This window comes from Achromobacter sp. NPDC008082 (genome assembly GCF_042957345.1).
Lineage (GTDB): Bacteria > Pseudomonadota > Gammaproteobacteria > Burkholderiales > Burkholderiaceae_B > Achromobacter > Achromobacter kerstersii_A.
On record NZ_JBIBIB010000007.1, the window covers coordinates 35,270 to 61,219 of the forward strand.

Annotated in this window: 20 protein-coding genes; 11 read left to right on the forward strand and 9 right to left on the reverse strand. The window is 60.9% G+C overall.

The genetic code is table 11. The features are described from left to right. Positions 1-13 precede the first annotated feature (13 nt). Both ACFZAI_RS26480 and ACFZAI_RS26485 read left to right on the forward strand, forming a co-directional pair. Positions 14-1,462 (forward strand): sulfatase-like hydrolase/transferase, encoded by a 1,449-nt coding sequence (locus ACFZAI_RS26480; RefSeq protein ID WP_391569764.1) that lies wholly within the window; start codon positions 14-16, stop codon positions 1,460-1,462. After that, positions 1,459-2,775 (forward strand): FAD-binding oxidoreductase, encoded by a 1,317-nt coding sequence (locus ACFZAI_RS26485; RefSeq protein ID WP_391569765.1) that lies wholly within the window; start codon positions 1,459-1,461, stop codon positions 2,773-2,775. Before ACFZAI_RS26480 ends, ACFZAI_RS26485 begins: the two co-directional genes overlap by 4 nt. Positions 2,776-3,031: 256 nt before the next feature. On the opposite strand, the gene ACFZAI_RS26490 is transcribed toward ACFZAI_RS26485, so the two are convergent. The 7 genes from ACFZAI_RS26490 to ACFZAI_RS26520 all read right to left on the reverse strand — a co-directional run bounded on the left by ACFZAI_RS26490 (position 3,032) and on the right by ACFZAI_RS26520 (position 8,579). After that, entirely contained in the window at positions 3,032-3,676 is a 645-nt protein-coding gene (locus tag ACFZAI_RS26490) for a hypothetical protein (RefSeq protein WP_391569766.1), read from the reverse strand. A 429-nt stretch (positions 3,677-4,105) separates the two neighbouring features. Further along, entirely contained in the window at positions 4,106-4,465 is a 360-nt protein-coding gene (locus ACFZAI_RS26495) for a Rap1a/Tai family immunity protein (RefSeq protein ID WP_391569767.1), read from the reverse strand. A 78-nt stretch (positions 4,466-4,543) separates the two neighbouring features. After that, a complete protein-coding gene (locus ACFZAI_RS26500) occupies positions 4,544-5,173 on the reverse strand; it encodes a hypothetical protein (RefSeq protein WP_391569768.1) in 630 nt (209 codons plus the stop codon). A 28-nt stretch (positions 5,174-5,201) separates the two neighbouring features. Then, on the reverse strand, positions 5,202-5,426 hold the full coding sequence (locus ACFZAI_RS26505; protein ID WP_391569769.1) for a hypothetical protein: 225 nt from the start codon (positions 5,424-5,426) through the stop codon (positions 5,202-5,204). A gap of 116 nt (positions 5,427-5,542) precedes the next feature. Next, the gene (locus tag ACFZAI_RS26510) at positions 5,543-6,544 is read right to left on the reverse strand and encodes an NADP-dependent oxidoreductase (protein ID WP_391569770.1); all 1,002 of its coding nucleotides are present in this window, start codon (positions 6,542-6,544) and stop codon (positions 5,543-5,545) included. Positions 6,545-6,608: 64 nt separating this feature from the next. Further along, positions 6,609-7,397 carry an SDR family NAD(P)-dependent oxidoreductase gene (locus tag ACFZAI_RS26515; protein ID WP_391569771.1) on the reverse strand — a complete coding sequence of 263 codons (789 nt, stop codon included), beginning with the start codon at positions 7,395-7,397 and terminating at the stop codon, positions 6,609-6,611. A gap of 90 nt (positions 7,398-7,487) precedes the next feature. After that, complete coding sequence (locus tag ACFZAI_RS26520; RefSeq protein ID WP_391569772.1) at positions 7,488-8,579, reverse strand: alkene reductase; 1,092 nt, start codon at positions 8,577-8,579, stop codon at positions 7,488-7,490. 184 nt (positions 8,580-8,763) lie between these two features. Here ACFZAI_RS26520 and ACFZAI_RS26525 point away from each other — a divergent pair, with 184 nt between their 5' ends. The 5 genes from ACFZAI_RS26525 to ACFZAI_RS26545 all read left to right on the forward strand — a co-directional run bounded on the left by ACFZAI_RS26525 (position 8,764) and on the right by ACFZAI_RS26545 (position 16,399). Beyond that, positions 8,764-9,327: a TetR/AcrR family transcriptional regulator gene (locus ACFZAI_RS26525; protein WP_391569773.1), complete on the forward strand. Its 564-nt coding sequence runs from the start codon at positions 8,764-8,766 to the stop codon at positions 9,325-9,327. A gap of 278 nt (positions 9,328-9,605) precedes the next feature. After that, the gene (locus tag ACFZAI_RS26530; RefSeq protein WP_391569774.1) at positions 9,606-10,163 is read left to right on the forward strand and encodes a hypothetical protein; all 558 of its coding nucleotides are present in this window, start codon (positions 9,606-9,608) and stop codon (positions 10,161-10,163) included. A gap of 874 nt (positions 10,164-11,037) precedes the next feature. Continuing rightward, positions 11,038-11,955, forward strand: a complete 918-nt coding sequence (locus tag ACFZAI_RS26535) for a radical SAM protein (RefSeq protein WP_391569776.1) — start codon at positions 11,038-11,040, stop codon at positions 11,953-11,955. After that, positions 11,952-12,362 carry a DUF6375 family protein gene (locus tag ACFZAI_RS26540; RefSeq protein ID WP_391569777.1) on the forward strand — a complete coding sequence of 137 codons (411 nt, stop codon included), beginning with the start codon at positions 11,952-11,954 and terminating at the stop codon, positions 12,360-12,362. Before ACFZAI_RS26535 ends, ACFZAI_RS26540 begins: the two co-directional genes overlap by 4 nt. Before the next feature lie 14 nt (positions 12,363-12,376). Continuing rightward, the gene (locus ACFZAI_RS26545; protein ID WP_391569778.1) at positions 12,377-16,399 is read left to right on the forward strand and encodes a hypothetical protein; all 4,023 of its coding nucleotides are present in this window, start codon (positions 12,377-12,379) and stop codon (positions 16,397-16,399) included. Positions 16,400-16,832: 433 nt separating this feature from the next. Here ACFZAI_RS26545 and ACFZAI_RS26550 read toward each other — a convergent pair whose 3' ends face one another. Next, a complete protein-coding gene (locus ACFZAI_RS26550) occupies positions 16,833-18,929 on the reverse strand; it encodes a TonB-dependent siderophore receptor (RefSeq protein ID WP_391569779.1) in 2,097 nt (698 codons plus the stop codon). Positions 18,930-19,197: 268 nt separating this feature from the next. On the opposite strand from ACFZAI_RS26550, the gene ACFZAI_RS26555 reads away from it, so the two are divergent. Further along, complete coding sequence (locus tag ACFZAI_RS26555) at positions 19,198-19,488, forward strand: hypothetical protein (protein ID WP_391569780.1); 291 nt, start codon at positions 19,198-19,200, stop codon at positions 19,486-19,488. Here the strand turns inward: ACFZAI_RS26555 and ACFZAI_RS26560 are convergent. After that, positions 19,425-20,939 carry an efflux transporter outer membrane subunit gene (locus ACFZAI_RS26560; RefSeq protein ID WP_391569781.1) on the reverse strand — a complete coding sequence of 505 codons (1,515 nt, stop codon included), beginning with the start codon at positions 20,937-20,939 and terminating at the stop codon, positions 19,425-19,427. The genes ACFZAI_RS26555 and ACFZAI_RS26560 overlap by 64 nt on opposite strands. A gap of 97 nt (positions 20,940-21,036) precedes the next feature. Between ACFZAI_RS26560 and ACFZAI_RS26565 the strand changes: the two genes are divergently transcribed. The 3 genes from ACFZAI_RS26565 to ACFZAI_RS26575 all read left to right on the forward strand — a co-directional run bounded on the left by ACFZAI_RS26565 (position 21,037) and on the right by ACFZAI_RS26575 (position 25,916). After that, positions 21,037-21,654: a TetR/AcrR family transcriptional regulator gene (locus ACFZAI_RS26565; RefSeq protein ID WP_391570274.1), complete on the forward strand. Its 618-nt coding sequence runs from the start codon at positions 21,037-21,039 to the stop codon at positions 21,652-21,654. An 81-nt stretch (positions 21,655-21,735) separates the two neighbouring features. After that, the gene (locus tag ACFZAI_RS26570; protein WP_391569782.1) at positions 21,736-22,845 is read left to right on the forward strand and encodes an efflux RND transporter periplasmic adaptor subunit; all 1,110 of its coding nucleotides are present in this window, start codon (positions 21,736-21,738) and stop codon (positions 22,843-22,845) included. Beyond that, the gene (locus tag ACFZAI_RS26575; RefSeq protein ID WP_391569783.1) at positions 22,842-25,916 is read left to right on the forward strand and encodes an efflux RND transporter permease subunit; all 3,075 of its coding nucleotides are present in this window, start codon (positions 22,842-22,844) and stop codon (positions 25,914-25,916) included. The genes ACFZAI_RS26570 and ACFZAI_RS26575 overlap by 4 nt, the downstream gene beginning before the upstream one ends. The last annotated feature ends 34 nt before the right edge of the window (positions 25,917-25,950 follow it).

Here is a 25,950-nt window from a genome sequence, read left to right on the forward strand (position 1 = left end):
CCAGGAAGCACAAATGAAAGGCAAGAACATCGTCGTCATCATGTCCGATGAGCACAACCCCGAATTCATGGGCTGTTCCGGGCATCCGTTCATCAAGACCCCCAACCTGGACGCGCTGGCGGCGCGGGGTGCGCGGTTTCCGAACGCCTATACCCCCAGTCCGATCTGCGTGCCCGCACGGGCGGCGTTCGCCACGGGCCATCGTGTGCACCAGACGCGCCATTGGGACAACGCGATGCCGTACGTGGGCGATCCCGAAGGCTGGGGGCATGTGCTTCAGCGGCACGGCATCAACGTGGAAAGCATAGGCAAGCTGCACTACCGCAATGAAGAGGACCCGGTCGGTTTCGATGCCGAGCATATTCCCATGCATGTGGTGGGCGGGCACGGCATGGTGTGGGCGTCGATCCGCGATCCCTATTTGCCCGTGGCCGGCCGCAAGCGCATGCTTGGCGAGCGCATCGGCATGGGCGAATCGCCTTATACGTCCTATGACCGTTCGGTAACCGGGCGCACGTTGCAATGGCTGCGCGCGGCGGCCGGCCGTGACCAGCCCTTTGTGTTGTACGTGGGGCTGGTGGCCCCGCATTTTCCATTGATTGCGCCGCAGGAGTTCTTCACGCTGTACGAGGCCCGGCAGATTCCCCAGGCCAAACTGCACCCGAAAAGCGGCTACGAACGCCATCCCTGGGTGCAGGCCTATGCGGAATTCGAGCGCACCGAAGAAACGTTCCAGGGCGAGGACGAGCGCGTCAACGCCTTCCTGGCGTATTACGGGCTTTGCAGCTTCCTGGACAGCAACGTGGGCCTTATCGTGGACGAGCTTGCTACGTTGGGTCTGGCCGACTCAACCCACGTGGTCTATACGTCGGACCATGGCGACAACGTCGGCGCCCGTGGCCTGTGGGGCAAATCCACGCTGTATCAGGAAAGCGTGGGAATCCCCATGATATTGGCGGGCCCGGACGTGACGCCCACCGTTTGCGAGACGGCGGTGGATTTGCTGGATCTTTATCCGACGCTGTTGCAGGCCGTGGGCGTGGACCCGGCGCCGCATCAGGGCGGCCGGCCTGGAAAATCTCTGTTCGACATCGCACGCCAACCGGTCGACGTCAGCCGCGCAATCCTCAGCGAATATCATGCCGCCGGTAGCAATACGGCGGGCTTCATGCTGCGCAAGGGGCCTTGGAAATATCACCACTATGTGCGCTTCCAGCCCGAGCTGTTCAACCTGGATTCGGACCCTGGCGAACTGCACGATCTGGCGGGCGACCCGGCTTATGCAAGCGTGCTGGCCGACATGAAGGCGGCGTTGTACGCAATCTGCAATCCGGAAGACGTGGACAGGCAAGCCAAGGCTGACCAGGCCGCGATGATCGACCGTCTGGGCGGCCCTGAAGCCGCCTCGATGATGGGCGCGAGCGGGGCAACGCCCGCACCCAAGGTGGAGCAAGCGGCATGACTGTGGATGCGCGGTATCTCAACGACTGGAGCGGCCTGACGCGGGGCGTGCCTGACGAGCTGCACCGGCCCACGACCACGGACGAAGTGGCGGCTCTGGTTCGCGATGCCGATCAGCGAGGCCGCAAAATCACGATCCAGGGCGGGCTTACAGGCTTGGCTGGCGGCGCGGTGCCGGACGATGGCGACGTGGTCATCAACATGGAGCGCATGAATCGCATTGAATCCATCGACGAGGTGGAAGGGATCATGCAGGTGCAGGCGGGCGCCACCTTGCAACAGGTGCAGGAAGCCGCGGCAGACGCCGGCTGGTTTTTCCCGGTGGACCTGGGCGCGCGCGGCACTTGCCAGGTCGGCGGCAACGCGGCCACCAACGCTGGCGGCACACAGGTTGTGCGCTACGGCACGATGCGCGATTCGGTGCTGGGGCTGGAAGCGGTCTTGCCCGATGGGTCGGTGGTGACATCGTTGACGCGCCTGGTCAAAAACAGTTCCGGCCTGGACTTGCGGTACCTGTTCATTGGGTCCGAAGGCACGCTAGGCGTGATCACCAGGCTGATCTTGCGCTTGCAGCCCGATCCGGGCGCGCCGGCTACGGCGTTGGTGCACGTGCCGGACACGGCATCCATGGCCTTGCTGTTGCGCCATTTGAAAAAGACCTTAGGCCCGCAACTGACCGCCTATGAGTTCATGTCGGCGCAATTCCTGCAGCGCGCCACGGCGCTGACGGGCGTGGCCTTGCCCTTGTCTGGCGACGCGCCATGGAGCGTGCTGATTCAAGCCAGCGGGCTGGCTGGCATGGACCCGCAGGCGGCGCTGGAGAGCACGCTGGAGCAGGCGTTGGAGGCGGGCACGATCAGCGATTGCGCGGTGGCGTCCAGCTTGTCCGACGCGCAAAAATTCTGGCGGCTGCGGGAATGCATTCCCGAACTGTTGACGGCGCTCAAGCCCACGGTGAATTTCGACTGCGGCCTGCCGTGGACTGAAATGTCGGGCTTCGTGACCGAAGTCGAAGCGGCGCTGAATCAGAAATACCCAGATGCAGCGCACTTGTTCCTGGGACATCTGGGCGACAACAACGTCCATATTCTGACGGGGCCGCACGACCCGGGCGAATGGCTGCACGTGGAAGAACTCGTGTACAGCGCGTTGCGAGGCCGGCAGGGGACCATAAGCGCCGAACACGGCATAGGTTTTCTAAAAAAACCGTTCCTGGGCTACACCCGCAGCGAAGGTGAAATCGCATTGCTGAAGCGCGTAAAAGTTGCGCTGGACCCGAACAATACGCTGAACCCGGGACGGGTTGTTGATTGACGGGGGATGGGTCGGGTACGGGCCGTTTGCGCAGTGTCTCCTTCAAGCTGCGCCGTCAGGAGTCGATGGAAAGCGGTTCTTGGATCTACCCGTTTTCGACCCAAAACGGCCGCTCGACAGTTGCGTGTCTGGCAGGAAATCATGAATTGCTCTGCGCATGAGCGGTATGCGGAGATTGGTCCGCAAATATTTATTTATGGCGTCAATGCGTTGGAAACCCCGAGCCGCCCCGACATCGCCACCCTCCGTCATGCATTCACTTGCGTTGAACGTCGCCAGCGATCTTCCTGGCCGTCAGCGTCACAGTGAAAAACTCGTCAAGCTTATCGGCCGGAACGGCATCCAACTGGTTGCGTCCATAATCAGCATGCTGCCCGTTCTCAAAGCGAGGGTAATACCCTTTCCAGAAATAGCGCGTTTGTGTGCCGCCCGCGAGCACGTCTTTCGCGGGCAGCCCGGCGACGAATCGCGTATCAGCGACGTCCGCCCGCGCCCGCAAGGTGACGCGGGCCTCTGTCAACGCCCAATGGCATACCTCGCGTCCGTAATAGTCCTCATCGAGCAGCATGTCGGCATACACGGTGCCCACGTAGTCGGTAGCGGATAGACGGGAAAGGCGGAACGGTTCGTGGCTGGACAAGGTCGGCACGTGGCCGGACAGGGCGTTCGATTTTCCACAGCGGGCGCCGTTGCTGGCGTCGAACTGCACCGTGCCCTCGACGACCGTGAAGGGCGATTTGCCGTCGGCTGCTCCTGAGAGATCCGACGCGTTGGAAAGTGTCAGTCGTATCTCATAGGCCTGTGTCGGCGCAGGGTTCAGCTTGCGCAGCGGTGCCTTGGCGGGGCTGGTGGCGTCATTGGACCCGCACCCGGCGGTGACCAGAAGGACCAGCGTCGGCAATGCCCAACGTAAGGCAGGCGACGAGAAAGAGGGAAGGGCGCGCGGCAATGTCGATGTCTTCCTATGAAAGGTATTTAGTATCAAAGTTTGCCACGAAATTGAAAGCACATTGCCTCTTCTGGCGACCATTCTTCCACACGGCGCTGACCGCATCGAATTTCTGGCGCACGTCGTCTGGCAAGGCGGTGTCGCGAGCGACCGGCGCCAGATCGCAGGCACCCGTCGGTCCGCAGAGCCGCCCGCAAGGCAGAACGGGCGAGCTCGGTCTGGCTTTGGCGCAATCGCAATGCGACGCGGGCGCGCCGGACTTTTGCGTGCGCCGCTGTTAGCCGCCGCTCGGAATCATCGACAGTTACCGTGCGACAGAACGCACCCGGACATTCCCTCTCAGTGCCGCCGGGGCGGGGAGGGCGTATTGGGGGGATGATCCTACCGGCAAGCGAAAGACTGATGGAGTGCCTCGCTTACCAGCGGGCCGGCATTTTCCGCGAGACGGCTGGTCGGCAGCTTGGACAAGTAGCTGTACACCCTGTCCTTCAATTCGTGGGGAAGGACGCCGGTGGGGGTGCACCAGACCGAGCCCTGTGTCTGGTCGGCGATGCCGACGATGTAGGCCTGCGCATAGGAGGAAGCAAATTGGCGGCGAAGCGATGCATCGCGGACCTCCGAGGGCATCCGGCCTTCAAGGGCCGCAGCCAGTTCGGCACCAGTAAAGTGCCAGGTCCTGGTTCCCTGCGCCTGGCAGACCGCGCAGGCAGACATCATGATGACCAGTGCTAGTAGTCGCATTGGAAGTTTTCCCTCTTTGGCCCGCCTGGCGGCCCTGTCGTGTGCACTCTGTTGTCCCTGCTGGACGCAGGTCTGGTCTCAAAGATGGTCGAGTTGATTGCGCGGGTGGAACTCCGAATCCTCTTTGCCTTCCAGCATCGCGTCCACCATGGCCTCGAATGCGCGAGCGGCTTGGCCGAGTTCTTCGGACGCCAGGAATACGGAGCCGCCGTTTCCGGCGAGTTCCAGCGCAGCCACCGTTTCTCGTTCGTCTTCCTCGCCCCAGAGATAGTCGTGAACCACTGCAAGGCCGCGACCATCCGCCTCGAAAAAATCGGCCGCTCCGCGCGCTATCGAAAAAAAAACGATGAGGTCGTAGAGGTTTTCGGAATAGGTCAGCGAGCCTGCGACGAAGCACGTTCCCGTACGATCGTAGGCCGCAACTTTGATGTTCTCGGCCTCGGCGGATTTCAGGATGGCCCCCAGCGCCGCGCGGTTGTCCGGATGGCGAGCCAGCATGGCGTCGCATTCCGAAATGAGCCTGCCCAGATCCTGATTGCTGGAGGCAGCCAGATCCTTGCCCTCGGAAAGAGACCACTGCCCGCCGATGGAACGCCAGTCCGACCATCTTGATGCCGCCGGCGCCGGGGCAGCGAGCCATCTGGCAAGATTTTCGCGGGGTATCTGGAGCTTGAGAAAGGCGGAATAGGGTTCGGACATGGTAGCCATCGATTCTCAGGTTTTGGTCACTGTGCTTTTACCAAATAAGGGCGGTCAGGCCAACATTCGACAGGGTTCGTTCAATTGAGAGGCGGGTAGCGGGCAGATAGCTGCGACTTTGGAAGGTGCGCGCGGCAATCCCTTGGTCCCTCAAAGTGCTGTCCTCTTGGCTCGACAACAGCACCGGTGTTCGCGCGTCCGTTGTCTGCTTGACGAAATAATCCTTCACGATAGCGGCACCGGCTGTTGCAAGGTCGGGCATGGCTTGTGCACTGTCTCGCTCAATCGCTCAGATTTTGTGGTGGCTCCGCTCACGCCCTGCGCCGAGAGAGGCGATTGAACGTTAGCGCCAGGCATTGCGCAGGCCACACGTGGCCGCTATGGCATTTGCACCACGATCTTGCCCTTGGCGCGTCCACTGTCTGAATACGCCAACGCCTGGAGGATGTCTTCAAACGCGAACACTTGATCGACAACGGGGCGAATCGCGCCAGCTTCGACGAGGGCGGTGATCGCCTGCAACTGTGCGCCGTCGGCGCGCATGTACACAAAGGAGTACTCGATGTTCTTCTGCTTTGCCTTCCTGCGAATCCCGTAGCTCAAGAGGCGCAGGACTTGACGGAGCGGCCATGCCAGTCCGCGCGCCGCGGCGAACGCTGGGGTTGGGGGGCCGGACACGGAGATCAGATGCCCGCCTGGCTTTAGGACCTGAAGGGATTTATGCAACACGTCGCTGCCAAGGCTGCTGAGCACCACGTCGTAGTCACGCAGAACCGCCGCGAAATCCTGCTGTTTGTAGTCGATAACCACGTCTGCCCCTAAGGCCTTCACCAACGAAATATTGGAGGTGCTCGTGGTTGTAGCAACGAAGGCGCCCAGGTGTTTGGCCAGTTGGATGGCGATGGTGCCGACGCCGCCCGAGCCGGCGTGGATCAGTACTTTCTGTCCTTTTTTCAGCTTGGCGGTTTCCACCAGCACCTGCCAAGCGGTCAGCGCCACCAGGGGGAGGGAAGCGGCTTCGACCATGCTGATATTTGTCGGTTTGAGCGCCACGGACGATGCTTTGATGGCAATGAACTCGGCAAAGGTGCCGATGCGATCATCGTCGGGGCGTGCGTAGACGTCATCGCCCGGCTTGAACTGACTTACGCGGGTACCGACGCGCACAACCGTACCGGACACGTCGTTGCCTAGAATCAGCGGGAATCGATAGGGCAAGATCAGCTTGAACTCGCCACTTTTGATCTTGGAGTCCAATGGATTGATGCTTGCCGCGCGGACCTGAATCAAGACATCATCGTCCCGCAGGTCCGGCTCCGGCATGTTGCCGATGCGGCCGGATTCTTGCTTGCCGTAGCGGTCGATGAGGAAGGCTTTCATGGTGTTGTGTCTTGAAAGGAGAGGGCAAGCCGGTCGACGGGAACGGCTTGCCGGGTTTTCCGGCTCAGGTGATGGTGCGATAGCGTTCAGCGGCCTGTGCTTGCCGAATGTCGCCAAGCAAGGCTAGTCGAGACGCTTCCAGCGTGTCCCAGCGCGCAGCCACGTGCAGTGGAGGAATCGTGACGGTCTCGCGGCGATCGAAACCCACCAATGCCGCATCGACAAGTTCGCCCACGTCCATCACTTCGGGCAGCGTGTTGATGTCGATACCCGCACGCTCCCAAATCTCAGTGCGCGTAGCCGCAGGCAGCACTGCTTGCACGTAGACACCCTTGGGCGAGAGTTCCAGGCTGAGTCCCTGGGACAGGAACAGCGCGAATGCCTTGGTCGCGCCGTAGACCGACATGCCGAATTCCGGTGACAGGCCGACCACCGAGCCGATATTCACGATCGCGCCTTCGCCCACCTCGACCAGCCGAGGAGCGGCGGCGGCGGCCAAGCGCGTCAGCACCGTCGTGTTCAAGGTCACCAGCCGTTCGATGCTGTCGGCCGATTGGTCGACGAAACCCCCTGACTGGGCGATGCCTGCGTTGTTAATCAGAATGCCAATGCGCGCGTCGTCGCGCAGCCGCGCTTCGACGGCAGCCAATTCCTCGCGCTGCGTGAGATCTGCGGGCAGCACCTCAACGGCGATCCCGAATTCCTGGCGCAAGCGCGTGGCGAGTGCTTGCAAGCGTGCGTGGTCGCGTGCGACCAGCACAAGATCATGGCCGCGCCGCGCAAAGCGGTCGGCATAGGTGGCGCCGATGCCACTGGAAGCGCCAGTGACGAGGACGGTTGGATGAATGGTCATGGTGTGTTTCTCTGGAGTGTGATGGGCAAAAGAGGAGGGCAGAGGTGGCTGGCCAGATGGGCCGCGTGCGCGGCGGCCTTGTCAGCAGCTTTATTGCGCGTGAGCGTCTGCCAGGGCGGGATAGTCGATGTAGCCTTGCGCGTTGCCGCCATACAACGTGGCCGGGTTCAACGGGGCAAGCGGCGCCCCGGTTTTCAAGCGTTCGACCAGATCGGGATTGCTGATGAACGCACGGCCAAAGGCAAACAGGTCTGCTTTGTGTTCGATCAGGTGGGCGTTGGCCAATTGCAGGTCGTAGCCGTTGTTGGCCAGATAGGTGCGTGAGAAGCGACGGCGCAAGCTGCCGAAGTCGAACGGCGCCACGTCGCGCGGGCCACCCGTGGCCCCTTCCACCACGTGCAAGTAGACGATGCCAAGCGCATCGAGCTGTTCGACGATGTAGTCGTACTGCGGCTGCGGATCGGTGCAGGAAATTGCGCCAGCCGACGATACCGGCGAGATGCGCACGCCGGTGCGGTCGGCGCCGATTTGCTTGACCACTGCGGCAGTGACTTCCAACAACAGGCGTGCGCGGTTCTCGATGGAGCCGCCGTACTCGTCGGTGCGCTGGTTGGCGCCGTCCTTGATGAACTGTTCCAGCAGATAGCCGTTGGCGCCGTGGATTTCCACGCCGTCGAATCCCGCCGCGATTGCGTTGGCCGCGGCCTTGCGGAAATCGTCGACGATGCCCGGCAGTTCAGCGGCGGATAGCGCACGCGGCTCGGAAACGTCGGCAAAGCCGTTGTTGACGAAGGTCTTGGCCTGGGCGCGGATGGCCGACGGCGCAACGGGGGCGGCCCCGCCGTGTAGATCGACGTGGGAGATCCGGCCGACGTGCCACAACTGCGCAAAGATGCGTCCGCCTCGGGCGTGGACGGCGTCGGTGACTTCGCGCCAGCCCTCAATCTGTTCCTGGGTGTACAGGCCCGGGGTGTCCTGATAGCCCTGGGCCTGCGCCGAGACCTGGGTGGCCTCGCTGATGATCAGGCCGGCCGAGGCGCGTTGCGCGTAATAGGTGGCGGCCAGCGCGCTGGGCACCAAGCCCGCGCCCGCACGGTTGCGCGTCAGCGGCGCCATCACGATGCGGTTAGCGAGGGTCATCGAACCCAGCGTGTAGGGCTGAAAAAGTGTGGTGTCGGTCATGGAGAGTCCAAGAGTTGATCTGGGTTGAGCCCTGGGCAGTGCGAGTCCCAAGGCTCGTTTTCTGTCGAAGCGGGGTCAATGATGATGGTCATCATCTTTAATGTCAATGGTTTGATGATGGTCATCATCTATGAGTGGTATAGTGCCGCCTATCCGTCGACAGGACACTTAGAGACATCGGGCTATGAAGGTCACCAAGGCACAGGCGCAAGCAAATCGGGCGCACATCGTGGAAACTGCGTCCACCCTGTTCAGGGAACGGGGTTACGACGGCGTGGGCGTGGCAGATCTGATGGCGGCCGCCGGCTTCACCCACGGCGGCTTCTACAAACACTTTGGTTCTAAGGCCGATCTCATGGCGGAGGCGGCAAGCTGCGGCCTCGCGCGATCCGCAGACGCCACGACGGGCGGCGATCCGGCGGAATTCGTGCGGTACTACCTCTCCCGAGACCATCGCGACAAGCCGGGCGATGGCTGCACCATGGCCGCCCTGTGCGCGGATGCCGCGCGTCAGTCGGAACCGGTCAAGGCCGCTTTTGCGGCTGGCATTGAGCGTCAACTTGCGGCCCCGGCTCGCTCAGCGGGGGAATTAACCGAAGGGTCGGGCGACAACGCACGCGCGCGCAGGATCGCCCTGATGGCACAGGCCATTGGCGCGGTGGTGTTGTCGAGGTCTTGCCCCGATGATTCGCCGTTGGCCGACGAAATTCTGGATGTCTGCCGGGCGGATATTTTGGCGCGGCTGTGAGATGCGCGGCCTGCCTGGCGACGGCTTTCTCTTAGGGCCGTGAGTATCGCGGAACCGTCCTAGGGCGGCGGGGCATCCGCCGCCGGCGCTGGGCAAGCCCCTTCGGCCTCGCGTTACTATCGCGAGACCACGAGCCCCAAGGAAGGGAATGAATCAGAAGCAGCGCACAACCAAACGCCGCCGGATTCCGCGCAAGGCCTGGGCCTTGGGTCTGGCCATCGCCGCCGCCTACCAATGCGCCAGACAGCGCCTGCGTCGACGTGGTGGGTGTGCGGCCCTTGCCGACCGATGTCTACACCGACTTCCTGCAACAGCAGGACAAAATCGTGCAAGGGCTGATCAAACACCAGCTCATCACGGTCAAGCGCGTCAGCGCGAACGGCGACGGTTCACCTCCCAAGCCGGATGAGAATCCCGAAGACGCCACGAGCCACATGGAGCTGACCGAAAAAGGCCGCGCGTACTACACAGACGGCGAGGCCCGCATCGGTTCCAAACTGCTCTATACCGCGAAGTTCTGCGCCCCTGGCCTCCAGGTCGGCAAGATTCTCGACTACTCCAAGCCGGGCAAGAATCCGTTCGACGACAACCCCAATGCGGTTTTCGGCGGTGAAGTTCGAATGGCGGCTAGATCGCGCCACCGCGGATTGGGCGGCGGACCCCGTCTTTTATCCCCATATCACCGGCTTTCCCTCAAAGTCCGAGCCGGACGAGTGGCAAACCCGGCACATCATGCTGGAACGGAAAAACGGCGTGTGGGGGCTGGGAGACAGGCCCTATACGATCCGCTGGTAAGCATGCCGGCGCCGGCAAGGCGTCGGCGCCCCAAGGCCTAACCGGCCGACGATTCCAAACCATCGGCGCGGGTGTTCGAAATGTCTACGCCCCACACCAGTGGTTAAGCCGACTGGAATAGAGACCGGACCGCCTCGATTTCTGCCGCAGCGAGGGGCTTCCATAGCAAGACTGCGTTCGCCTGGGGAAGTGCAGTGGCTTTACTCATTGGGCACCATTCCGGCTTGAAATCCTGGTCGGCCCACGCTTCCAAGCGTGCAGCCCCTTGACGTGTAATTTCAAGAACATACATGGGCCTTTCGTCGTAGCCATATGGTAGCGAGCCAGCACCACGCTATTCGTCGTCGCGTTCGGCCATGCCCGGCAAGTTTTCTTTGTATAACTTTTTCACCGCGGCCGAGATTTCGCCACGTGTTGGCAGCCTTTTTTCCTCGCCAGACCTGCGCAGCCGATAGCACCACGGATGACTCGTATAAAACCTTTTCGCTTTCGATCGTTGAGCCTCCGGGGCGATATCAGGGGATGTGTGATTCTGGCAGGGAACGGTCTACTGTCAGCGACAGGTATCGACCCATTGCTGCCGTTGACGCCTCGTTGCTCGATGTCCGCTGTGCGGCGATAACAGCCCTTCGGTGATTCCGATGCAACGGCCGCTGTCGCAATGAAAGCAGAATCGAGATATCGCGCTTCCGCGAACACGGCTCGGCGCTTCTGATTGCCTCGGCAAGTCAAAAGGGGGGGGGCGACAGGCCACTGCTCAATTGAAGGCCGTACCATTGAGTCGACAGAACATGGGCTGCAGGTGAAAACCGGTAGTTGGGTACTTTCCAGATGAGTGTATCGAAGGTCGCCAAGAGAGGGACTTCGCGCTATAAGACCGATTCAGAAGCTAACTGCGTTGTGTGAAAATAATGTATGAAATCCAGAATCGGACCAAACGGGGTGCATCTCTTCGATCGAATATCAGGTCTGAATGTCCTGCTAGACGAATTGCTCGCGGAAGAGGCAGTTTGGTCAATAGCGCCACGCCAGGTATCCATCGCACTTACAAATGTCTGTGACCTTCATTGCGCGTACTGCTACGCGCCGAAGTTCAAGGCGTCGCTGAGTACAGAGCAGGTGCTCGGCTGGTTGAAGGAGCTGGACACTGAAGGATGCCTCGGCGTCGGTTTTGGCGGCGGCGAGCCGACGCTGCACCCCGACTTCGTCGATATATGCAGACGAGCGGCACAAGAGACTCAGCTAGCAGTCACCTTCACGACGCATGGCCATCGTTTCACACCCCAGATGGTCGGGCGGCTCAGAGGCTCAGTCCATTTCGTACGTATCAGCGTTGACGGCGTAGATCGCACCTATGAAGAACAGCGCGGGAAGCCGTTTGCCAGCCTGCTCAGAGCCATGGAGTCGATCGCGACGCTGTCGCCCTTTGGGATAAACGTGGTAGTCAACGAGCGAACAGTCGCAGAACTCGACGCGGTAGCCGAGCTCGCGCAGACCTTTGGGGCCTACGAATTGCTGCTGCTGCCTCAGCAACAAACCAGCGTGGTCACAGGCATAGACGGGGCAGCCAATTTAGCGCTCCAAGACTGGGTCTCAAAATACAGAGGTACTGTTCGTCTGGCGGTCAGTGAAGCGGGTGCATCGGGGCTTCCGACATGCGACCCGCTTCCCGATGAGCGAGGCCTTCAGGCCTACGCACACATCGACGCGTCCGGGATGCTGCGCGCAAGTTCTTACTCGACGGTCGGTACAAAGATTGGAGCCGAAAACGTCATCTCGGCACTCCAGCGACTTAAAACTTCCTTCGATATCAAACGGGAGATGCAACCATGAAGATCTGGAACGGATACGGATCCGAGCACTCGATGAACTTGGTTCTCATCGGGAAGTTCAAGAAGGCGCAGGACGCAGAGAAAGTCGAGAACGACATTCAGAAGCTGAGTGAGCAGGCTTTAAAAGATGAGAGCCACTCCCTTGTCTTCGACCCCGACCCGGAAGATCTGAGATTTTCGGAGGACATGCTCTCGTTGTTGGGAAGCCTGAGATTACACACCTTGGGACCTGCTGAGCTCGGCCAGTTGGTATCGGACCATCGACTTGAGCGTGAAGACGATCAGATCATCGTCAAGACAGACGAAGCTGACGTATCCGCGTTCGTAAAGCTGTTCATAGAAGCCGGGGCGAAGGTCGAAGTCTTCTCGGCGCATGATTACCCGGCCGATTCTGCCAACGCGAGCTGACGGAGAACACGCCGATGCCTCAAGCCAATTGGGACGTATTCCGCAGGTTGCCTGGTGCTGCGACCGAGAACTTCGAGAAGCTTTGCCGCGCTCTGGTGCGCCGTCACTATGGTCGCTTTGGTCGCTTCAAACAGCGAGCGAACCAGCCTGGGGTGGAGTTCCACCTCGAACTGACAGAGCCTTGCGATCTTGGAGCGCCGCCACGCTGGATAGGTTGGCAATGCAAGTGGTACGACCTGGAAAACGGAGAAGGCCTGGGAGCCACGCGTCGAAAAACTATCATCGAGGGGATGGAGAAAACGCAAAGCCATGTTGACGGTGTGACCGACTGGAAGCTCTGGACGCGACACACGTTGACGGCGGACGATCAGCGGTGGTTCTTTGCTCTGGAACAGAACCGCTTCGCCGATTTCAAGTTGGACTTGCTGACCGCAGCCGACATCGAGGACCTTCTGGTCGGTCCGGCAGCGCTACTTCGTGAAACCTACTTCGGCGAGCTTGTTCTGACGCCTGAGCAACTCGCTGAACAGTACAGGCTTGCCGCGGCTCCGTTCAAGCGTCGATACCAGTCAGACGTCCATGTTCCCGTTGGGGCCGAGACGAAGATATTCAAGCGTCTGGGCCGCCTGAGCGCGTGGGAATCACTGAAAGAGCTCTCAAGTGCCGTAAGGAGAACTTGCGCGGAAATTTCGCCTCTGACGGAAAACGTCAAGACAGACGTCAAGGTTGAAGTCGAAGCGTTCTTGGCCAGGGCCACTGGTTTGGCTGACCTGCTTGATGGCTTGCATGCGGCGCTCGAAAAGGGGGACTTCGACACCGTAGCTCAGTCTCTGGCTTCGAATCCGCCGCAGCCAGTCCGCTATAACAAGCTGCTCTCGAAGCTACGTGGCGCGCGTTCCGAGGGGGCTCCGTTGGCGGCGAATCTGGTCGCCGACCTCCATGCAGTTTCCAACACGTTGCTCGGACTGGAGCGGTCAACCAGCGTGCGAGCTGTCGCCGTGCTTGCGGCTGCCGGCGAAGGAAAGTCCGAGCTGGCCGTCAAGGTGACACAGGCCGATGGCGACTTCCCCGGTGGTGTCTTGCTGCTGGGGAAGAATCTTCATACAGGGCAGACGCTTGACGATCTCGTGTGTGCCTTCAAGATCTCCGGCAGGTCTGCCGAGAGCTTCGACCAGCTGGTTGAAGCCGTAGACGCTGCGGGCCAGCGAGCAGGTAAGCGCATCCCAATCGTCATTGACGGCCTGAATGAAGCGGAAGACCCGAGAAACTGGGCAGATGAGCTCGCTCGGGCGGATGAGCTGCTGAAGCAGTTCCCCTACGTCTTGCTGGTTGTGACGCTGCGCAATGAGTTCGCACCAATGTGCCTGCCCGAGGATTTCCCGAGGATCGAGCACAACGGGTTCCAGGAGGATCCGCAAACGGCCATCGACAAGTACTTCAGCTACTACAAGATCGACGCCACCGACGCGGACCTGCCTATCGAGTTTCTGCAGCATCCGTTGACGCTGAGGATATTTTGCGAGGTGGCGAATACCCATCGCCGTCATATTGTTGGAGTTGAGGCGCTGCCTACCTCGCTCGCAAGCCTTTTCGAAGAGCACTTCAAGAAGGTTGCCGCGCGAATCGCCGAACTATCTTCGACGGCGCATCGAATCTATCAGCAGGAAGTGCAAGAGGCGCTGCTGACTATCGCGCGTCTGCTCTGGGAGGGCAATGCGAGAAGCGTTGAGTTTCAAGCTGTGCGGACTGCTGTTGGAGACGTGGGCAGTTGGGACGCCAGCGTCGTGCGCGCGCTGGAGTCCGAAGGCGTCCTCGTCCGGACGACTTTCGGGGAAGGAAGCCAGGGCATCGCATTCTCGTACGACTTGATGGCGGGCCACATGATGGCGTGCCACCTGCTTTCCCGACCGTCGCTGGCGCAATGGTTGCAAGGCGACGAGGGAAGTGCTCAGTTCAGATTCACTCAGGCTGGATCGCACACCTTCGCCTATGACGTGTTCCAGGCTTTGGTAGGTCTGTACCCCCACCGGCTGGACAGGCGCCAGCTCTGGCAAGACCTGTCGGACGAGATCCTCGTCATGAACGCTCTTCTATTGACGGTGCAATCCGATCCAGGGCAGATCGGCCGGGAAACGGTGGAGCGGTTCGCGCGCGCAATGCAGGAGTCGAAGCGGTTTGCACAGCTCGCCTTCAAGAGACTCCGGAGTACGAGGGCGGCGCGAGCGCATCCGTTTGACATGGACTTTCTTCACGGCGTGCTGCTGGCGATGTCTAACACGCAGCGTGACCTTTTCTGGACAGAGTGGATTCGCGAGAACTCAAAGGAGGCAGAAGGCGATTTCAAGTTCCTGTCGGTCAGATGGACATCAGGAACGTTGGACGAGCGGGAGATTCGGCGGGCTCGCTGGGTCATGTGGACGCTCACCTCCACCTCGAGAAGCCTGCGTGACTTGGCCACGAAGACCTTGTACGACTTCGCCGTCAAGCGATCAGCAGAATTTTTCGACCTAGCAATCGATGCCGTCGCCATTTCGGACCCCTATGTACCCGAGCGGATGTTCGCCGCGGCCTATGGGGCGGCGCTGACCACCTGGTCCGATATCAACGCCGTGGAGATGCGCGAGGCCCTGCCTAGAGTTGCGCGCGAGATCTATCAAGCGATGTTCTCGCCTGGCGCGACCTATCCCACTTGGCACGCTCTATATCGACAGTACTGTCTCGGGACTATCGCCATTGCACAGATAATTGATCCGACGTGCTTGTCAGAGGACGAGGGAGTCCATCTCCTTACGCCCTTCAGTCATCTTCCCGACCCGTTTTCGAACATGCCGCATTTCGGTGCGGATGTAATTGAACGGGCGAAGCGTGAGGCGATTCGAATGGATTTCGGAAACTACACGATTGGAACGCTGATCCCCGGTCGGTCGAATTACGACGATAGCAACCCGGAGTACCAACAAGTAAAGTCGGCAATAGTTTCGCGGATGCTGGTGCTCGGCTATGACCCTCAACAGTTCGAAACCGTGGATCGCCAGATGAACTCCGGTCCTCGCATGGGCGGTGACAAGCACAAGGTCGATCGCTACGGGAAGAAGTATGGCTGGATCGCCTACTTCGAAATGTGGGGCGTCCGACAAGCGGAGGGCCTACTTGACGAGCGGCGCGGAGCGCGGCCGTCAGATGCAGATATCGACCCGACGTTTCCGCTTGAGGCCCTGGTAGTTAAGCTGCCCCTTCCTGACTTGTTCAGCGGTCAACCTACCGAGATTAGTAACTGGATCGTGAGAGGGCCGCAACCAGACTACCGGAGTATCCTCGAGATTACTGAGGTTGATGGCTTGAGCGGGCCGTGGGTTTTACTTGATGGATTCCTCGAACAGACAGCAGTTGATGATCGCCAAGTCTTTACTTTTCTCCGAGGTGTGCTTGTCGAGAGCGGAGAAGCTGATCGCCTGTGCAGGCTTTTCTCTGGCCTAGAATACCCCGGTAATTACGCCATCCCTAACGCGCCAGAGCGGTACTACACCTACGCGGGTGAAATGCCCTTTTCCTCAGTGCCTGGTCTACCTGCCGCTAGTGAGCAAGAGGAGGACGGCTACGAGAAGAAGGTGTCTACCGATCGTTGGTCAGACGGTGGCATCCCAGTCGATATCCCTGTGCAGAGGTACAGCTGGGAGAGCTACCACAGCGTGGTGAACCAAAACAGTGGTACGGTCCTGCCTTCAAAGCAGATCTGCGAAGCGCTGAATCTCCGGTACCGCGCGAACAAATGGGACTTGCATGATGCTTCAGGCGCGGCGTCCCTATATCGCGAGGTCGGAGAGGACGGCTCGCAGATCAGCGGCTGGTTCAGCTACCTTCGCCGTGACCTTCTCGACAACTACCTGACGCAGTCTGGCAAGACGCTTGTGTGGCTTATGTGGGGCGAGCGTGGAATTCACTATCGCTCGCCCGTAGCGCAAAATAGTCACCTGCACGATTGCTTTGCGAATCACCACCATATTCACAAGCGTTTTCATATCTATCAGCCTGCTTGAACATTCAATCGTAGGCCGAATTAGATGAGGTGCCTAAGAGTCATAAGCAAGTTGCGAGCACACACTTGCAAGCGGCAATAGGCCGTCTAATCTGATAAAAACTGCCAGACAGCAGACGGGCGGAGTTTCGCCAAGAGGCTCAGACGAGTTTTCCGTGCCGATTGTTGCTGTTTAAACCAGAGGCACCAACGACCGAGAACAGTCTGGAGGTGTCGTCGGCGGCTTCGCGGTGGCCGGCCGTTCGTGGCCAAAAGCAGACGTCCATGGCGGGAATAGACGTCGCGTCGCGACCTGGCAAGACGCAGCCATCTAGTGAATGTATATCGGCTAAAACCCCCAGCTTGCATACTTCCCCCCCTCGGCCCGCAGCAGTTCATACACGGAATGCAGCCGCCCACGCGCTTTGCCGCCCCATCCCCCAGCCGCTCCGCGATCAGTGCCGGTACGACAGCGTTAACAGGGTGATGCGTCCATCGCCCAGCGCGACGGCGTTGCGTACGCCGCCTGCGTAATAGGGTTTGTCGAACAGGTTGTTCATGGTTAGCGCTGCGCGCCAGCGGCGTGCGTTATATGCCACGCCTGCGTCGGCGACGACGTAGCCGGGGAGGTCATAGCCGTAGGTATAACGGCTTCCTTCACCGCGAAGCCCGCCGGTCAGTTCCCAGCCGGCCAGGTCGCCGTGCATCCGATAGCGCGCAGTGACGTTGAAACTGTGACGCGGAACGCTGTTGAGGCGGGTATTGTTGGTGGACGGCTGCTGGCCGCCATCGTCAACGACGACGGCCGATAGGTACGCGTATCCCCCCATCAGGCTCAGGCCGTCGGTCAGGTCCGTTGCCCATCCCAATTCCGCGCCGCGCGTGCGTTGCTTGCCGACCGCAATGCTGTAGCCGTCGTTTAACGGGTCCGATTGGAGTACATTGCGGCGCTCCAGATCGAACGCTGCCACGGTGATGCTGGTGGCGCCGTCGTTAAGGTCGAACTTCACGCCAGCTTCCCATTGCCTGCCGCTTTCCGGTTTGAATGTGCTGCCGTCTACGCTGGTGCCGCTGTTGGGATAGAACGACGTGGCGTAGCTGATATAAGGCCGCACGCCGGGCAGGACCTCGTACATCAATGCGCCTGAACCCGTGATGGCGCGCTCGCTGCTGTCTTCGCGCGCCTGCGTGCGGTGTTCCGTTGAATACGTGGTGGCGCTGTCATGGCGCAGGCCGAAGACTGCGTTCCATCGCTCTCCCAGCGCGATCTGGTCGCGGGCATACAGGCCAATCGAGCGCACGGTGCTGCTGCTGTCGGTGCGCGGATTGGCTGGGCAGTTGATGGCGCTGCCGTATACGGGCTGGTAGACGTCCAGGTCCTGCACCGAGCAGTTGTACGACAGGCTGTTCTCGCGCGTGCGCAGGTAATCCACGCCAACCGTGATGTCGTGGCGGCCAAAGCCGGTTTCAAATCCGCGCTGTGCGTTGGTATCCAGCGTGATCGTGTCGCCGTCCCAGTGCTGGTCATTGGCGGTGCGCCGCAGCGTCCGATTGTCCGCGCGCAAAAGGCCATTGGCGACCAACTGGCCATTGAGCGTAAACGACTGCCATCGCGCGTTCTGGTTGACCGTCCAGCCATTGTCGAACCGATGCGTCAGCGCATAGCCCACGCGGCTTTGGTAGCCGCGGTAGGGGTCCTGCCCGGGCTCGCCGGTAAAGCGGTCTCGGGGGATCTGGCCATTAGGGTTTGACTGGACCGACCCGGCGATCGGCAATCCCTGCTGGCGGATGTAGCGGCGTTCCTGGTAGCTGGTAAGGATGGTGAAATCCGTTCGCGCGCCCAGATCCAAAGACAGCGAAGGGGCGATGAACCGATTCTTGAACCACACGTGGTCTGTTTCGTCATCCGAATTCATGGCCAGGGCATTGATGCGAAATGCCGCCTTGCCGTTGTCCGACAGCGGCGTACCCATGTCCAGCGTCGCCTGCCGGAAATCGTGGCTGCCCACGGTGGTGGCCACTTCCGCAAAACTCTCGGCACGCGGGCGCTTGCTGACCATGTCGACCAGGCCGCCGGGCAGCACCTGCCCATAAAGCAGCGAGGCGGGGCCCTTCAACACCTCTACCTGCTCCACGCCGAACAGTTGTTCGGCGATGCGGTTGCTTGCCGCCGTGCGCAGCCCGTCCAGGAACAAGGAATCCGAAGCGACCTGGCCGCGGATGATGAGGTCGTCCCAGCCGCGTCGGCCAAACTGATTGCTGACGACGCCGGGCACGTTATGCAGCGCGTCGGCCAGCGTCTGCGCCTGCTGCGCGTCCAGGACCGCCCGGGGCACCACGGTGATCGACTGCGGCGTCTTGGCCAGGGGCACCGACGACTTGTTGACCGTGGGCGGCGCGATAGGGTTGAACAGGCTTTCCTGGCCTGCGTCGTCGCCAGTGACGCGCACGGCGGGCAGTTCCACGGCGGAATCGGAGTTCTGAGCAACGACGGCAAAGGGGGCGGCCAGCGCCAAGGCGGCAGCGAATGCCGGATAGGGATGCAAGGGCATGAAAGGACGGCAGGGGAGGTGTAGCGGTGGAGAGGATGCGCCACAACGCGCTTTCGGAAAGCGCATCGTAAGATGCGAATGAGAATAACAACGATTAATTATAAGCGTTGCAATGCTCGGCGAGCGCGCAGCTTCAGCCGAGATCCTGGGGCGCAACGACGGGCGGCACATGGGTGAGCACCCCCCAAACTCTATTTTGGGGGACACCGTAGCGGCTGACCCCGAGCAACGTAAAATGTCGCGTCTTCAGCCTCTACATGCTTCCGTAATGAACCTTGAACGACTGCGTCGCGAATTTCCCGACTTCGACACAACCACTTTGCCGACCCTGCCCGAAGGGTATGTCGACACGTCGAGCTACATCGATGCCGCTCCCTCTTTCGAGAACAAGGAACGCGGTTTGAAGGTGTATATCGACTACGCCAACTATGCCGACCGCGAATCCGGCAGGAGCCAGCGCTTCTGTGTGTCGCACTACGACGAGGAAGCCGGCGACTACGAGGACGTCGCTTTGTCGACCAACGATTGGGACGAAGTCACGCGCTTCCTGAGCGCCTGAGCGCTTTCGCCAGTGGCGGTCGGTTGCCAACCACCGCCCAGCGCCTTGAATGCAGCGACTGCCGCGCGCGCCGCGCCTGTCTGCGCCTGAACGCGAGTGTCCGAGGCGCGAAGCAGACTTTCGTCGGCTTGAAGGACTTCGATAAGGCTCACCACGCCTTTCTCGTACGCTGCAAATGAAGCCGTGCGTGCTCGCGCTAAGGAATCCACCCCGCGGGCAAGCACGCTGGCTTGATCCTCCCGTTTGACCAGCGCCGACAAGGCGTTTTCCACGTCTTCGGTCGCGCGCAGGACGGCGACGCGGTAGGCAGCCAGCATTTCCGCTTCTTGCCCCTTGGCCAATTCGATCTGCGCGTTGATGCGTCCGAAGTCGAACAGGCGCCAGCGTAAGCCTATGACGCCGGCAGATTGGCTGGCGCCGCTGCTGAACACGTTGCCGCCCGAAAGAGACGTCGCGCTGCCGATCAATCCACTGAGCGAAAACTTGGGGTAGTACTCGGCAATGGCGATGCCGATACGGGCATTCGACGCTGCCAGCCTGCGTTCCGCGGCGATCAGGTCGGGCCGGCGTCTGAGCAAATCTCCGGGCGAACCCATGGCGCCGATTTGCGGCGGAATGGGAATGCCTAGGCCGGAAGCCAACTCCGTGCGATGGGTGCCAGGTACGGCGCCAAGAATCACGTCCAGCGCGTTCATGGCCGCGTTCAACCCGTCTTCAAGCACGGGCAGCGATGCCTGCACTTGAGCCAGCGCGCCCTCGGCTTGCTGAACTTGAAGCTCCGCCGCCAAGCCCTTGCCGTAAAGCAGCTTGATCGTTGAAAGCAATTTCTCCTGCGTTTGTACCTGGCTGCGGGCGACATCAATGCGGGTTTGAAGGCCGCGGATGCTGATGTAAATGTCAGCGGTCTGCGCGGCGACGGCCAACCGCGTTGCGGTGGCGGCGGCTTCCGAGGCCTGGTATTCAGCCAGCGCCGCTTCTTGTCCACGGCGCAGGCCGCCGAATACATCGATCTCCCAGCTTGCACTCAGATTCGCCTCGTAGGCGTTGCCGTAGCGGTCGAAATCCGGCGTCGAGTTCAATACTTGCCCGAGGGGCGTCTCGACAGATTGATAGCTTCTGGCAGCCTGGCCACTGACGCCGCCAGAGGGCAAAAGGGCGGCGTTGGCCGCACCGAGCCCGGCGCGCGCCTGTCTGACGCGTGCCGCCGCTTGCGCCAAATCCAGGTTCTGATCCAGCGCCAGCTCTACATATTGCGTCAGTTGGGGGTCATCGAACGCTGTCCACCACGTAGCAGCGTCAGCCATGGCTTCGGCATGCCGCTGGTCTACCGCAGGCTGGCCGAGGTACGCGGCGGGCAGGGGCGTTTCTGGCCGAACGTAGTCGGGGCCGACAGCACAACCCGCCAAGGTGATGGCGGTGGTCAGAATGGCAAGTGAACGAGTAGGAAGCATGGACGTCTTCTGAGTCAGAAGGAACAAAAGAGAGGTGACTATAATACTAAATAGTCACTCGTTGTCGACTTTTTCGCTGGGAGGTAAGCTTCATCCCATGAACAAGACCACCTCTTATCCGGTTTCCGCCCGCGGCCCGGCAGACCACGATGTGCGCGATCAGATCGTGACGGCGGCCACTGAGCACTTCAGTCTGTACGGGTATGAAAAAACGACCGTATCCGATCTGGCCAAGGCCATTGGCATCTCCAAGGCCTACATCTATAAGTTCTTCGTTTCCAAGCAAGCCATTGGCGAGATGATTTGCGCCAACTGCTTGCGCGAAATCGAGGCAGAAGTCAGGGCGGCAGTGGAAGAGGCCGATCGGCCCCCCGAGAAGCTTCGCCGCATGTTTAAAGCCGTTGTGGAGGCGAGCCTGCGGCTGTTTTTCCGGGATCGCAAGCTCTACGAGATTGCAGCGTCTGCGGCCACCGAGAACTGGCAGTCGGCGGTTGCTTATGAAGACCGCATCCGCAAGCTGCTTCAAGACATCTTGCAGGAAGGGCGCCAGTCAGGCGATTTCGAGCGCAAAACCCCGCTGGACGAAACGTCGACGGCGATCTTCCTGGTCATGCGGCCGTACCTGAATCCGCTGATCTTGCAGCACAGCTTTGACTACACCGACGAAGCGCCTGCGCAACTGTCCAGCCTGATTCTTCGTAGCCTGTCGCCGTAAGAAATTTGGATAGTGACTGTTGACTAAGTTGGTCACTGGAACCAAAATGGGAGCCCTGTTCATTTCGTCGATGGGACTCCCATGCTCCGGCGCCTTTCTATTTCCACCGCCCTCTGCTCGCTGCCGCTTGTGCTGGCCGCGTGCGGTGATACCTCTCAAGCCGATCCGCGCACCGAAGCGCCGTTAGTACGGGTAGCCGTCGTTCAAGGGGCGGGGGCGGCGGAGCGCTCGTTCACGGGGGCCGTGGCGGCCCGGGTGCAGAGTGATTTGGGGTTTCGTGTCTCGGGCAAGGTGCTCGAACGGCTGGTCGATACGGGCCAAACCGTCAAACGCGGCCAGCCGCTGATGCGTATCGACCCGGTCGATTTGAAACTGGCCGCGCAAGCGCAGCAAGAAGCCGTGACGGCGGCGCGGGCACGGGCGCAGCAAACCGCCCAGGACGAACTTCGTTATCGCGATCTGCGGGGAACGGGCGCCATATCGGCCTCGGCCTACGACCAGATCAAAGCCGCGTCCGATTCCGCCAACGCGCAGCTCAAGGTGGCCCAAGCGCAGGCAGAAGTCGCCCGCAACGCGATGCGGTACACGGAGCTGTTGGCCGATGCGGACGGCGTCATCATCGACACGCTGGCCGAACCTGGCCAAGTGGTCAGCACCGGGCAGGTGGTGGTGCGCCTTGCGCATGCTGGCAGCCGCGAGGCCATTGTCCAGTTGCCGGAAACCCTGCGGCCCAGCGTCGGCTCCATCGGCCAGGCGACGCTTTTTGGCAAAGAGGGGTTGACGGCGCCGACGACGCTTCGGCAACTCTCTGACGCCGCAGACCGCCTGACCCGCACGTTCGAAGCCAGGTATGTGCTTGAAGGCGCGCTTGCCAACGCCCCGTTGGGAACGACCGTCACGATCCAGATATCGAATGGCGCTCCCGCTGCGCAAGGCGCGGTGCAGGTGCCCATGGGCGCCTTGTTCGATGCGGGCGCCAGCCCGGGGGTGTGGGCCATCACAGGCGAGCCTGCCAAAGTCACCTGGCGGCCCGTCACGGTGCAACGGCTGGAGGACGATAGCGCCCGGGTGACCGGCGAGCTCAAGCCAGGAGACAAGATCGTCGCGCTTGGCGCCCATCTGTTGCGCGAAGGCGAGTTGGTGCGGGTTGGGGGCCAGGCCACTGCCGCCGCTGCGGGAGCGCGTCCGTGAGCGAAGGCCGTTTCAACTTATCAGCGCTTGCCGTACGTGAACGCGCTGTCACGCTGTTTCTGATTTGCCTGATTTCGCTGGCGGGGCTTATTTCTTTCTTCAAACTGGGCCGGGCCGAAGACCCTGCGTTCACGGTCAAGGTGATGACCATCGTCACGGCCTGGCCGGGCGCCACGGCGCAAGAAATGCAGGATCAAGTCGCCGAAAAGATTGAAAAGCGCATGCAGGAATTGCGCTGGTATGAGCGCACCGAGACCTACACCAGGCCAGGGCTGGCATTCACGACGTTAACCCTGCTGGACAGCACGCCGCCGTCGGAAGTGCAGGAGCAGTTCTATCAGGCCCGCAAGAAGGTAGGGGACGAAGCCGGCAACCTTCCCCCAGGCGTGATCGGCCCCATGGTCAACGATGAATATTCAGACGTCACGTTTGCGCTGTTTGCGCTCAAGGCCAAGGGCGAGCCGCAACGCATGCTGGTACGCGAGGCCGAGACGATGCGCCAGCGGCTGCTGCACGTTGCCGGCGTGAAGAAAGTCAACATCATCGGCGAGCAGGCCGAACGCATCTATGTCGAGTTTTCGCATGAGCGGCTGGCCACATTGGGACTTAGTCCGCAAGATGTGTTTGCTGCGCTTAATAGCCAGAATGCCTTGACGCCTGCGGGCTCGGTGGAAACCAAAGGCCCGCAGATATTCATTCGGCTTGACGGCGCGTTCGACGAGCTGCAGAAGATCCGCGATACGCCGGTGATGGCCAATGGCCGCACGCTGAAACTGTCGGATATCGCTAACGTCGAACGCGGATATGAAGACCCGGCGACGTTCATGATTCGCAACGGTGGCGAACCCGCCTTGCTGTTGGGCATTGTCATGCGCGACGGGTGGAACGGATTGGATCTGGGCAAGGCGCTAGACCGTGAGGTAGGCGCCATCAATGCCGACATGCCGTTGGGAATGAGCCTGTCGAAGGTGACGGACCAGGCCGTGAACATCAGTTCGGCGGTCGACGAATTCATGGTCAAGTTCTTCGCCGCGCTGCTCGTGGTCATGCTGGTGTGCTTTGTCAGCATGGGGTGGCGCGTGGGGATTGTCGTCGCGGCCGCCGTGCCGCTGACGCTGGCGGCCGTTTTCATTGTGATGGCGGCAACGGGCAAGAACTTCGACCGCATTACGTTGGGTTCGCTGATCCTGGCGCTAGGTTTGCTGGTGGACGACGCCATCATCGCCATTGAAATGATGGTCGTGAAAATGGAGGAGGGCTTCAGCCGGCTGGCGGCCTCGGCCTATGCATGGAGCCATACTGCGGCGCCCATGCTGTCTGGAACGCTGGTCACTGCCGTAGGCTTCATGCCCAATGGTTTTGCTCCGTCAACCGCCGGGGAATACACCAGCAATATGTTTTGGATTGTCGGCATTGCGCTGATTGCATCCTGGGTGGTCGCGGTGGTGTTTACGCCATACTTGGGAGTCAAGCTGCTGCCCGAGATGAAAAAGGTGCAGGGCGGTCACGATGCGCTTTACAACACGCCGCGATACAACCGCTTTCGTCGCGTGCTTGCGCGCGTCATCGCCCGCAAATGGCTGGTCTCCGGGGCGGTGGTTGGGCTTTTCGTTGTATCGGTGCTGGGCATGGGTGTGGTGAAGAAGCAGTTCTTTCCGATTTCTGACCGCCCCGAAGTGCTGGTCGAGGTGCAGATGCCCTACGGCACATCCATCGCTCAGACCAGTGCCGCGGCCGCCAAGGTGGAAGCGTGGCTGGCTCAACAGGAAGAATCGAAGATCGTCACGGCCTACGTGGGCCAGGGGGCGCCCCGGTTCTATCTGGCCATGGGGCCGGAGCTGCCCGATCCTTCGTTCGCCAAGATCGTGATCCGTACGGAAAGCCAGGATGAGCGGGACGCACTGAAGATGCGCTTGCGCCAAGCCATTGCGGCGGGGCTCGCACCCGAGGCGCGCGTGCGTGTGACTCAACTCGTATTCGGTCCGTATTCGCCATTTCCGGTTGCCTATCGGGTGTCGGGTCCTGACGTCAATACGCTGCGTGGCATTGCGGCGCAAGTGCAGCAGGTGATGGCCGCCAGTCCGATGATGCGTACCGTGAACGCGGATTGGGGCGCGCGGACCCCCACCATGCACTTCACCTTGCAGCAAGACCGTTTGCAGGCGTTGGGCCTGACGTCCAGCGCGGTGGCGCAGCAGCTGCAATTCTTGTTAAGCGGGGTGACGGTGACCGCAGTCCGTGAAGACATCCGCTCGGTGCAGGTGGTGGCTCGCGCTGCCGGCGATATCCGGCTTGACCCGGCCAAAATCGCGGACTTCACCTTGGCGGGCGCCCATGGGCAGCGCGTGCCGTTGTCGCAAGTGGGGGTGGTTGATGTGCGCATGGAAGAACCGATCATGCGCCGCCGCGATCGCACGCCTACGATCACCGTGCGAGGCGATATTGCCGATGGCCTGCAACCGCCGGATGTGTCCGCTGCCATCACTCAGCAGCTACAGCCCATCATCGATAAACTGCCTGGCGGCTACCGCATTGAGCAGGCCGGGTCGATTGAAGAGTCGGGTAAAGCAACAAAAGCCATGCTGCCGCTGTTTCCCATCATGCTGGCGATCACCCTGATCATCATCATCTTTCAGGTGCGGTCGATTTCGGCAATGGTCATGGTGTTTCTGACCAGCCCGCTAGGCTTGATTGGCGTGGTGCCGACGTTGATTCTCTTTCAGCAGCCATTCGGCATCAATGCGCTGGTTGGCTTGGTGGCGCTGTCAGGCATTCTGATGCGCAACACCCTGATCCTGATTGGTCAGATTCACCACAACGAAGAAGAGGGCCTGGACCCCTTCCATGCGGTGGTCGAAGCCACGGTGCAGCGCGCCCGCCCGGTGGTCTTGACGGCGCTGGCGGCGATTCTGGCGTTCATTCCGCTGACGCATTCCGTCTTCTGGGGAACCCTGGCCTACACGCTGATTGGCGGCACGATGGCGGGAACCGTGCTGACGCTGGTGTTCCTGCCAGCCATGTACTCCATCTGGTTCAAAATCAGACCGGGCGGCGGCGCTGCGCCGCACTAGCCGCCCGATGGCCCATTAGCCCGATGGCCGCTTA